The organism is Tenacibaculum piscium, from assembly GCF_021390755.1.
Classification (GTDB): domain Bacteria; phylum Bacteroidota; class Bacteroidia; order Flavobacteriales; family Flavobacteriaceae; genus Polaribacter; species Polaribacter piscius.
In genome coordinates this window covers 20523-30640 of the sequence record NZ_JAJGWR010000010.1, presented here as the reverse complement: position 1 = coordinate 30640, position 10118 = coordinate 20523, and the positions used below count along the sequence as shown (strand labels likewise).

Annotated in this window: 10 protein-coding genes; 2 read left to right on the top strand and 8 right to left on the bottom strand. The window is 26.2% G+C overall.

The features are described from left to right. Nucleotides 1–871 precede the first annotated feature (871 nt). The 8 genes from L0U72_RS11175 to L0U72_RS11140 form a co-directional block, all read right to left on the bottom strand. Entirely contained in the window at nucleotides 872–1933 is a 1062-nt protein-coding gene (locus tag L0U72_RS11175; RefSeq protein ID WP_233885850.1) for a hypothetical protein, read from the bottom strand. Then, nucleotides 1926–2744 (bottom strand): hypothetical protein, encoded by an 819-nt coding sequence (locus tag L0U72_RS11170; protein ID WP_193701954.1) that lies wholly within the window; start codon nucleotides 2742–2744, stop codon nucleotides 1926–1928. Before L0U72_RS11170 ends, L0U72_RS11175 begins: the two co-directional genes overlap by 8 nt. 12 nt (nucleotides 2745–2756) lie before the next feature. Next, a complete protein-coding gene (locus L0U72_RS11165) occupies nucleotides 2757–3323 on the bottom strand; it encodes a hypothetical protein (RefSeq protein WP_193701955.1) in 567 nt (188 codons plus the stop codon). A 107-nt stretch (nucleotides 3324–3430) separates the two neighbouring features. After that, nucleotides 3431–3727 (bottom strand): hypothetical protein, encoded by a 297-nt coding sequence (locus tag L0U72_RS11160; RefSeq protein ID WP_101907143.1) that lies wholly within the window; start codon nucleotides 3725–3727, stop codon nucleotides 3431–3433. 65 nt (nucleotides 3728–3792) lie between these two features. Then, nucleotides 3793–4545 carry a ParA family protein gene (locus L0U72_RS11155; protein WP_193700358.1) on the bottom strand — a complete coding sequence of 251 codons (753 nt, stop codon included), beginning with the start codon at nucleotides 4543–4545 and terminating at the stop codon, nucleotides 3793–3795. Nucleotides 4546–4621: 76 nt separating this feature from the next. After that, nucleotides 4622–7039 carry a DnaB-like helicase C-terminal domain-containing protein gene (locus L0U72_RS11150; RefSeq protein ID WP_193701956.1) on the bottom strand — a complete coding sequence of 806 codons (2418 nt, stop codon included), beginning with the start codon at nucleotides 7037–7039 and terminating at the stop codon, nucleotides 4622–4624. A gap of 51 nt (nucleotides 7040–7090) precedes the next feature. Then, nucleotides 7091–7315 carry a hypothetical protein gene (locus L0U72_RS11145; protein WP_172505960.1) on the bottom strand — a complete coding sequence of 75 codons (225 nt, stop codon included), beginning with the start codon at nucleotides 7313–7315 and terminating at the stop codon, nucleotides 7091–7093. A 31-nt stretch (nucleotides 7316–7346) separates the two neighbouring features. Then, on the bottom strand, nucleotides 7347–8288 hold the full coding sequence (locus L0U72_RS11140) for a tyrosine-type recombinase/integrase (RefSeq protein WP_193701957.1): 942 nt from the start codon (nucleotides 8286–8288) through the stop codon (nucleotides 7347–7349). Between the two features lie 717 nt (nucleotides 8289–9005). Here L0U72_RS11140 and L0U72_RS11810 point away from each other — a divergent pair. Together L0U72_RS11810 and L0U72_RS11135 are read left to right on the top strand one after the other, a co-directional pair. Beyond that, nucleotides 9006–9512 (top strand): DUF6161 domain-containing protein, encoded by a 507-nt coding sequence (locus L0U72_RS11810; protein WP_369801379.1) that lies wholly within the window; start codon nucleotides 9006–9008, stop codon nucleotides 9510–9512. Continuing rightward, a complete protein-coding gene (locus L0U72_RS11135) occupies nucleotides 9484–9837 on the top strand; it encodes a DUF6161 domain-containing protein (protein WP_232115434.1) in 354 nt (117 codons plus the stop codon). The genes L0U72_RS11810 and L0U72_RS11135 overlap by 29 nt, the downstream gene beginning before the upstream one ends. Nucleotides 9838–10118: the final 281 nt, after the last annotated feature.

The window sequence follows — 10118 nt, the reverse complement described above, 5'->3', positions numbered from 1 at the left end:
ACTTCGGATTTTTCGGATATTATGGATTTTTTAAGAAAAGAGAAATGTACTGAAAAGGGAATTTCTCTCTAAGATACTCTAAGAGTATCTATAATACTCTAGCGTTTTTTTTACTTTCAGAAAGCCCTTTATTTATAGTACCTACAGACGTTTTTAAAAAATAAAATTGCACTGAAGTACGTAATCATTGCATCAAAGTACGTAAAAACAGCCTTAAATTGCATTAAAGTACGTAGTCATTGCATCAAAGTACGTAGTTTGATTATTTTTGTTTATCCTGCTTTTTCGGATTTTATTATTTTAAATGCTATCCTGTTTTCTGATTTTTCTTTTTTTTCGCGAAATTCTCTTTTTTCGTGAATTAGAATACTATTTACTTTGCGCATAAGTATCTAATCTTAAAGCCTGCTAAAGGATTTATAAACTTTAACACAAAGTGTATAAAAGGTTTTAAAAAGTGCTTAAATCGGCTAATTACAATCCTTTATGCTTTTTTTCGGAAACTTCGGATTTTTCGGATATTATGGATTTTTTAAGAAAAGAGAAATGTACTGAAAAGGGAATTTCTCTCTAAGATACTCTAAGAGTATCTATAATACTCTAGCGTTTTTTTTACTTTCAGAAAGCCCTTTATTTATAGTACCTACAGACGTTTTTAAAAAATAAAATTGCACTGAAGTACGTAATCATTGCATCAAAGTACGTAAAAACAGCCTTAAATTGCATTAAAGTACGTAGTCATTGCATCAAAGTACGTAGTTTGATTATTTTTGTTTATCCTGCTTTTTCGGATTTTATTATTTTAAATGCTATCCTGTTTTCTGATTTTTCTTTTTTTTCGCGAAATTCTCTTTTTTCGTGAATTAGAATACTATTCAAATTTTTTATTTATTTTAAATATAATTTTAGGTTCTCCTGTAGTTTTAGCTGTTTCTATTTTAAAACTTTCTAATAAACCTAATTTTATCATTGTATCTAAGGCTTTTTCTGTAAGTTCTTTTACTTTACTTTTTCTACTACTTTTCATGTACTTTTCAGCTAATAAATAATAAAGCCTATCTAACATAATTTCTGGAGTATAATTTTTTAGAGCTAAATATTTAGCTAAATATTCTCTAAGCGTAAAAGTAGCCTCTGAACAATTATTATTTCCGTAAGCTATTAAAGTTCTTTTATTTATATCTCCTGGGTAAACTATAAATTTAGTGTTTATTTGCCTTATGAAAATAGGATTTAATTCTATTAAAGTAGATTCTGTTTTACTTGTTATTATTCCTTCTTTACTATATTCCGTTATTTTAAAATTTGGAAGGTTTAAAATAGGTTTATAATCTTCTATTTCTATAACTGTTTTAGTTCCATTTTTTTTATTAATCTCTTCTTTATATTTGATTAAAAAATTCTTTTTAGATATATTTAATAATATTTTAGATACGTTTTCTAAGTCTTTGCCACTTACTCTAGCTCCTGCTTTATATTCTTTAGTAAGATCATATAGAGTAACAGTTAATTGAGGAACTATAGCAATACTATCTCCATAACTTACACGCTTTATGTCTGTTACATTTCCAGTGTAGTAATTTTTATTATTAGGATTTAAAGTTTGGCTATTATGGTGAAGTAATTTACAAAGAGTATCTATTACTTTGGTTTCTGCTGGTGTTAATTTAATTCCTTCTACTATCTCTGAATGCTCTATTCCTTTTATTTCTATTTTCTTTTTAAGTTCTGGTTTTAAACTATTAAATAATATAGGTTTTTTATCCTTAGGATAATTATACTTTAAGAATTGATCTGTAATATGTCCAGAACGTCTAAAGTTTCCTTTATTTTTTAAATCTATTGATTTTTTTATATTAGGTAATTCTCTAAACTCTGAGTCTTTTATTTTTTTTGGAAGTCCAGGAAAACTAGGTATGTTATTATTACTCATTCTCTGAAATTTTATTCATAAAAAAATCATATTCTTTTTTATCTATTTTTAACTCTTCTATCTTAGGACAAATGGCATATTCTTTTAGTAGCTCATGTATGTTAGGATTTAACACTATTTTTTCTTGAAGTTCTCCATAGAATTTACTCCATCCTATTATAGGAGTATCTATTTCATCTCTCATATCTTGTATTTTATCCTTATAAGTTTTAATATTAAAACCTTGTTTTCTTATATAATCTTTAAGAGCTTTTTCCCAACTTATCCATTTTATAACTGATTGAGTAATTTCTTTCTTTACGTTATTCATAACGTACCAAAGGCTATATAGGTCAGTATCTTTATAATTATATTTATCAAATTTTATTTTTATATCAACATACCCTTCTTCATCTGTAGCTATTTTTGTGAAAAAAATTTTTTTAAATTCAGATCCTTTTTCTGCTATTTTTTTACGCTCTATAGGGTCTTTAATTTCGTGTAATATCGAATTTACTAGTATTTCTGAATGCTCTATAGTATTCCAGTTTAAAATATATCCTCTAAGGTTTGAATAGTGCATTTTAGCTTCAAATAAACCACCTTGTAAATTTGTTAAAGCATTTGAAACTGCGTGTTCTGTTCTTAAAAATTTATTCCATAAATCAATATCATTATCTTTAAGAAAGCTTTTCATTAATTGCTTAAATTCGTCATTAGTTAATAATCTATCTTTAGAATATCTTCCTCTGGCTAGATCTTCATATATTAGTAATATTTTTTTTAAAGGAGTTGCTGTAGCTATTATTTTATCTATATTTTTTTTAGTCATTTTTTAAATATTTTAGCCAACATTATTTATTAGCTGATAAGCATCCATTAAAACACTATAAGGTGCTTTTATTTTTTTTGATATATCTCTAAGGCTAGGTAATATAGATATTCCTAATGATTCTTTTATCAAATAAGAAAATGATAAAACCCTTACAATAGTACCATATTGATTAGAACTTAATTTTTTATTCCATTGGTCTGGTAGTCCATATTCTTTAGGCATTATTTTTAAAATCTCAGGGTAAGTAGCTCCATTTTCTACAGCTAATTCTACAGCACGATAATATTTAGTGTACTTTGAAGTTAAAATAATAGCTTCTAATTCTTCTAGTGTTTTAGTTGTTATATTCGTTATTTTTTGAAGTTGGTCAGCATCTTTTATTTTGATACTATAAATACTTTCTATATAATCTATTAAAATTTCTTGAGCTTGGTTTGATTTTAAATCAAAATCAAAAGGAGCATCAATAACAGTTGTTATTACTGTATCCCAATTTTTATTTTCTTGATATACAATTTTAATTTTTTCGAGCTGTTCTTTATATTTTATATTTCTTCTTTCTATATAATTATTCATAAATTTTAATAGTTATTTTACTTCTGTAATGTAAACTTTACAGAAGTATATTAATATTTATTACTGATTAAATGTTTTAAAAATAGCTTATTATTTATATTAATAAGCTATTTTTCAGGTATCAGTTCAATATTTCCATTCTTTTTTTCGTACTTATCGATGCTTTCTTTTAGTGCATTGTTTACGACATCTTTTATTAGTTTTCTATCCCAATAAGCTATTGCTTTTAATTTTTCTAGTAAATCTTCATTGACTATAAAAGTAGCTCTAGTTTCTTTTTCTTTAGTTCCTTTTTGAGAACTTTTAGTAATTTCTTTAGTAGAAGTTTTAGGTCTTCCTACTTTTCGTTTTTCGGTATCTCCTAATAGAGAATTTAATCCTCCTGTAAAATTTTTTTTGCTCATATTTTGCAAATTTACTGTTTATTTGTATTATTAAATAAGTATTGTTTACTTAAATTATTAAGTAATTAATGTTTACTTAGTTTTAATATTTCTTTACTTAATTTTAGATAATCCTCAGCTCCGTAACTTTTAGGATTATATCTAAAAATATCTAATCCTTGAGCGGGTGCTTCTGCTAATGCTATATTATCTCTTATTTTGGTTTTAAATACAGTGTCTTTAAAATGCAGATCAATAGTTGATGCAACATCTCTATTTAATACTTTTCTTTTATCATATTGAGTTATAAATACACCTCCTACTTTAAGTCCTTTATTTAATCTTTTTTTAATTTTATCGACTACTTCTAATAATTTAGTTAATCCTTGTAATGCTAAATATTGAGCTTGTAAAGGGATTAATATTTCATCCGAAGCCGTAAAACTATTTATAGTTAATAATCCTAAAGAAGGAGGACTATCGATTATAATAAAATCATAATTATCTTTAATAGGATCAATCAATTCTTTTAAAATATATTCTCTTCCTGGTTCTCCACTCATTTCTACTTCTGCTCCAGATAAATCTAAAGTAGAAGGAACTAAATATAATCCTTCAATTATTTCGATTGGTTGTAATTCATAATCACCTCTTAAAGCTCCGTATATATTTAATTCAGGTTCTAGCACTCCTAAACTTTGGCTTAGGTTTGCCTGTGGGTCTAAATCGATTAATAAAACTTTCTTTTTTAGCTTCACTAATCCAGCTCCTATATTAATACTAGAAGTAGTTTTTCCTACACCTCCTTTGTGGTTACTGATACTAATTACTTTACCCATATTATTTAGTTTATTAATATTTTCTAGTTTATAAATATTATTATGTTTACTTAAGTTGCTTTGTTTTTTAGTGTTACTAAAATGTGTCAAATATTTCAGTGTTGTTTTTAATGGTTGCTTTGTTACCATTATACTCTAGTAGTTCTGTTAGCCCTACTTTTCCACCTCTTTGTTTTAATATTTCAGTATAAAAAGTATCAGGTATATTTAGATTTTTTTTAGCGATTTCATTTAGTTCTCCATCACTTCCTGTAGATTTATGATTATTATTCCAAAAGGCAACTATTAAATTGGCTATCCTTTCTATGTCTCCAGCTTCTCCTATTTTAGTAGGGTGTAAATGCAAACAGTTCGTTACGCTTCTATTGAATTGCGCTCCTAAAATAATCGGTAATCCTGTTTCTACAGCTACATCTTTTAGCGCTACACAAATAGCTTTAATTTCTTCTTGTCTTGAATAGGTTTTATGTTTTCCTGTAGGTAGGTTTAAAAGTTGTATGTAGTCAATAAATACAGCTCCTATATTGGTATTTTTATGTAAGTATCTTATCGATTCTATAAGTGTTTCAGAATTATAATTACTATAATGAATATTTAGTCTTTTAGTGGTTATCAGATTTTTAAAAAAAGCATCTTTTTTTTCTTTAAAATAATTGATAGCTTCTGATTTTATATATTCTGTAGAGCCAGTAGTAAAATAACTTTTTAAGGTTTTTCTATTATTAATACTTATTTCATCATCTAAATAAGTATTTAAAGCATTGATTAAAATACTATCTCTGTCTTCTTCATAACTGAAAAAATGAACCTCTTTATTTTGATAATTCTTAGCTATATTTATAGCCATATTTATTAAAAAAGTAGTTTTACCGTGTGAAGTAGGCGCACATAAAATACTAATAGCTCCAGAAGGCAAAAGCAATTGTTCTTTACCTATTATATAACCTGAATTTAAACTTTCTGGTTTATTGGCTAAATTATTTCTTATTTCATCTTCTGTAATAGAACTTAGTAGATTACTAAATTCTGTCGTTTTATCTTGAAGTTTTACTTCTTTTACTTTTTTATCTATTAATTCGAGTGCCTTATCAGTATCTCCTTTATCTTGTAAAAATTTAGCTTGAGAAAGTAATTTTTTTAATTCTTTATCTTGATTTTCTTTATCTCTGGTAGCTGTTAATCTATCGATAGTAATGGTTAAACTTTCTACTGTTATTCCTATTTCTTTGATAGGATCGAAGGAAGTAAAAAGCTTTTTATATCTATCTCTATCTATAGGATCATTAATAATTAAAGAAGTATTTATAACATCTTCAAGAAGATTATCTACATCTTTTGGAGTTAAGATTCTTTTATCCTCAATGGTTCTATATTTACTGAAAATTTCATATAATTTATACTCATAATAAGGTAAAGCTTCTATTATGGCATTTTTAAAATTATTAATTCCAGCTTCTTTAATTAGTCTATCTGGATCTGTTTTTTCTCCTTCTAAAGCAGGCAAATCGACTATGTAAATTTTATGGATTCCTTCTTTTAAAAGAATATCAATTGCTGAATGTATTCTCTTTGCAGTTTCTTTTTCTTTACTTTTTTCGTTATCAAAACATAAAGTAAAAGTTTTAGCTCCTCTTTTAAGAGCGTCTTTTACTTGTTCCGAAGCAATATTACTACCTCCGATAGCAACTACATTTTCAATTCCTTTTGCTGTCGCATTTAAACTGTCAAGTTCTCCTTCTACTATTATTATATCTTTGTTTCCTTTTACGGCTAATAGATTAAAAAAGCCTCCTAATCTATCTAATCCTGTCGAGTTTAAATATTTTGGTGTAGCTGTTCCTGTAGTTCTAAATTTGAAGCCTTTTATAGTACTTCCACTTCTATAAGGAATTGTAAGTTGATGAGTATCGCCTATATTTTTGTTTAATTTAATAAGTTCATCTACTAATATTTTAGGATGATTTTTAGTTTCTATTAGATATTTATAAAGCTTATCCTGTGAAGGAATATAGCCTAATTCCATCGATTTTATATCGTCTTTAGAATACCCTCTTGAAGTTAAATACGTTTTAATTTCATCTGGATTATTATTTTCTAAACAGTAAATAAAATAGCTGTTACAGTCTTCTAGTATGTTGGCTGTGTCTTTATAATTTTTGTAGTTATTTTGATTAAAATCAGTATTTTCAGGTAGTTTTAAGTTTGTAAGATCAGCTAGTGCTTTAACAGCTTCTATAAACTCGACTTTATCTCTTTTAATAACATAATTTACAATACTTAAAACATCTCCTCCTTGCTCTAAAATACAACCTATCGCTTTTTTAGTGATGACTGTTTTATCGGTTCTGTTTTTATGAACAGAACCGTTTAAATAAGTTTTACTTTTCCAGCCTCCAGGGTATCTTTTAAAATTGTGTTCTGGAAAAGCGGTATCTATTACCTCAAATAAATTAGGGTAAAGTTCGTATTGAATCCAGTCAGTTATATTACTCATATTATTAAGTTTACTTAAATTACCATACTTTTTTAACTTACTTTGATTATTCTATTTATTAAAGATGTAGTTATCTAAAATTTCAGCATTATTTTGATCTAAATCTAATATAAATTCTTCCCATGCTTTTAGATTATTTTGATAGGTTTCTTTATAGTCGTTTTTTTTATCAATCAAATGACTTAACATATAATCGGCTACTTTGTCTTTATAGATTTTTTCAATAATATCTATATTTTCATTGTAGGTAAATCTGAATACTTTTAGTGCTATCATTTTATTATTTTTTATAATTAATTAAATTCGTTTAGTATAAATTATCGATTAAAGCTTCGCCACTATTCTCTAATCTTCGTTCTTCATTTAAAGTAGCTGTATATATTTGAGTAGTTGCAGGATTTGTATGTCTAAGTGTAAATTGCGCCATTTCTATAGATCCTCCAGCTTTTAAAATATTAATTGCTGTAGTATGTCTAAGACTGTGTGCTGTAAAATTTTTAGAATCTAAACCTATTTCTTTTAATCCTTTTTTAGCTATATAACTTATTGTTCTGGTGGTTAATCTATTTCCTTTAGAATTGTTAGAAGTAGAAGTAAATAAAGGTGCTGATTTTTTTAGGTTGCCTCTAGTATTTAAATAAGTTTCTATAGGCTTATAAGTTTTATCAGTAAGAATTACAAAATTATCTTTTTCATCTCTGCCTTTTCCATGCACAAGTAGGACTCTTTGAGAACCTTTAAATATGATGTCTTCAATATTAGCTCTAATTACTTCTATGGTTCTTAATCCAGTTCTTAAAAGTAAATTAATTATAGCGTAATTTCTTATATTTTTATCTTTATAATAGTCTAGTAAAGCGGTTGCTTGTGCTGGAAGTAATGCTTGTTTTTTAAATTGCGCTTTTCTTTTAGGTGTTTTAATTCCTTTAGCTACATTAGGATAATATTTATTAGCTTCTGTCCATTCGTAAAAACGTCTAACAGATGTTATGTAAGAACCTACCGTTAAATTACTCATTCCTGCGCTTAATAAATCTTCTTTGTATTCTATTATTTGCGGTCTGGCTATTTCTGAAAGTAAATAGTTTTTAGCAGTAACCCATTTAAAATACTGTTTTAAAGTTCGTCTATATAATTTTTTAGAGCTTTGTTTTATATCTTGACTTTCAATAAAACCATCGACTAATTTACATACTTTTTCAGAGGTTATTTTACGGATGTCTTGCGGTTCTTCTATTGCTAAATACATAATCGTAATTTACTTTTAGTAATACAAATATACTTATATTATTTATATTATAGTAATTACTTATATTATTTTAATTACCAAGTAAACAGTAAAATAAAAAAATCATTAAATACAAGTTAAGATAATGTTTTCTTTTTGAGGTTTTTACACTCTATATTTTAAATTAAAATACTTATATACATATCTTTGCATCTATTAATTTTTTTTTAATCTAAAAAAAAAACATATTATAGTTGAATTTAATAAACAACTTATTAAGTATTTAATTATATTAGTAGTCTTTAATTTTTACATAAATAGTCTGTTATATATAGAATATTTAGGTATTTTTAATTTTTATAAATAGGGGTTTAAAATTATTTTTATCCATGAAAACTCGATAAATATAGATAAATTATCTCTTATATGAATATGTTACCCACAAGCTGAAAACAAAAATGACGACAACTGAATTAAGAAAAAAATTACAAAAGCATAATTACCTAAATGGTTTAATTCTGTGGAAGCTTCTATTGATTATCCAAATATTAATTTCAGTATTCAACTAAAAGGCATTTTAATAATTTAAAAACAAGAATTGAAAATTTTATAAATTAACATTATAACGAAGAAAGTGAAGCTAATTTGACCAGTTATTAGAGACAGGAGGCTAATCCGTTAAGCAGTAACTCAAATTATTTCACTTATGATTCACTTCAAACCGAGTTCTTATTAAAAATTAATAACGAACAACCAAATTCGTTTCAGGGTGCTTACTATTTCATAATTGGCTCACATAGAACAAATAATAAATACGAGTTTATAGGAGCTTTATTAGCTTATGAATTTGAAACTAAAGACTTCACCGAATTAGTCAACAGAAGGAATAAAGAGAAAAGCTCAATTAATAAATTAAGCAATGATTTCAGAGAACAATTAAATGAACCTGAAACTGAATTAACAGAGAATTTAAGAAACTCTTCTAATGACTATAAAAAATATATAGATAAAATAGATGAACTTAAAGAGTCGAAGGAGTCTTTATTTAACGAATGGTTTGAAAACTCTAAAACTAAATTTTATGGTTTTGATTCAGAATTTCAATCAAAAATTATTAAATTAGAAAAAACCTACGAAGAGTTACTAAGATTAAAAAAAACCAGCAGAATACTGGAAAAGAAGAGCTACAACTTTAAAGAAAGAAGGTTGGAAAGCAATTTATTTACTTTTATGGCTAACACCTGAAGGAATGCTTTTAAGTTTTGTAAAAGGAAACGCTCAGACAATTAAATGGTCTGTTATTTATGTGACTTTTATTTCGTTTTTAGCGTATGGAATTAAAGCATTACACAAAGTAGTATTTAGTTCTTTCCATTTAGCTCGAGATTCAGAAGAACGCGAACAATTGACCTATTTTTACTTAGCTTTAATAAAAGAGAAAGCTGTTGACGAAAAAGACAAGAATTTAATAATGCAGTCTTTATTTAGTCGAGCAGATACGGGATTGCTAAAAGATGATTCCAGTCCTACTATGCCAAATGATATTATGGGAAAAATTTTTGAGAAATAAAAGTATATGGTTAACAATGTATAAAAAACATAGAGCGTTTATACTAAACCTAAAATTCTGTACATATTTACAAAGTCCGCTAAATGGCTTCATACCAAAATGGAAAAAATGTCTACTAAACAACTTAAATATATATAAGCATATTATGAATGTAATTATTTGAAGTTATATAATAAAAATTCCAAGGCTCGGTACATCAAGATATTTACCAAGTCTTGGAATTTCATTTCCCCATCTTCATATGAGCTTTACGAATTTATAAAATATTAAAGTATAGGACT

Coding starts and splice junctions, on each gene's coding strand:
- L0U72_RS11175 (WP_233885850.1), bottom strand. CDS start 1,933: ATGAGTAATAATAACATACCTAGTTTTCCTGGACTTCCAAAAAAAATA.
- L0U72_RS11170 (WP_193701954.1), bottom strand. CDS start 2,744: ATGACTAAAAAAAATATAGATAAAATAATAGCTACAGCAACTCCTTTA.
- L0U72_RS11165 (WP_193701955.1), bottom strand. CDS start 3,323: ATGAATAATTATATAGAAAGAAGAAATATAAAATATAAAGAACAGCTC.
- L0U72_RS11160 (WP_101907143.1), bottom strand. CDS start 3,727: ATGAGCAAAAAAAATTTTACAGGAGGATTAAATTCTCTATTAGGAGAT.
- L0U72_RS11155 (WP_193700358.1), bottom strand. CDS start 4,545: ATGGGTAAAGTAATTAGTATCAGTAACCACAAAGGAGGTGTAGGAAAA.
- L0U72_RS11150 (WP_193701956.1), bottom strand. CDS start 7,039: ATGAGTAATATAACTGACTGGATTCAATACGAACTTTACCCTAATTTA.
- L0U72_RS11145 (WP_172505960.1), bottom strand. CDS start 7,315: ATGATAGCACTAAAAGTATTCAGATTTACCTACAATGAAAATATAGAT.
- L0U72_RS11140 (WP_193701957.1), bottom strand. CDS start 8,288: ATGTATTTAGCAATAGAAGAACCGCAAGACATCCGTAAAATAACCTCT.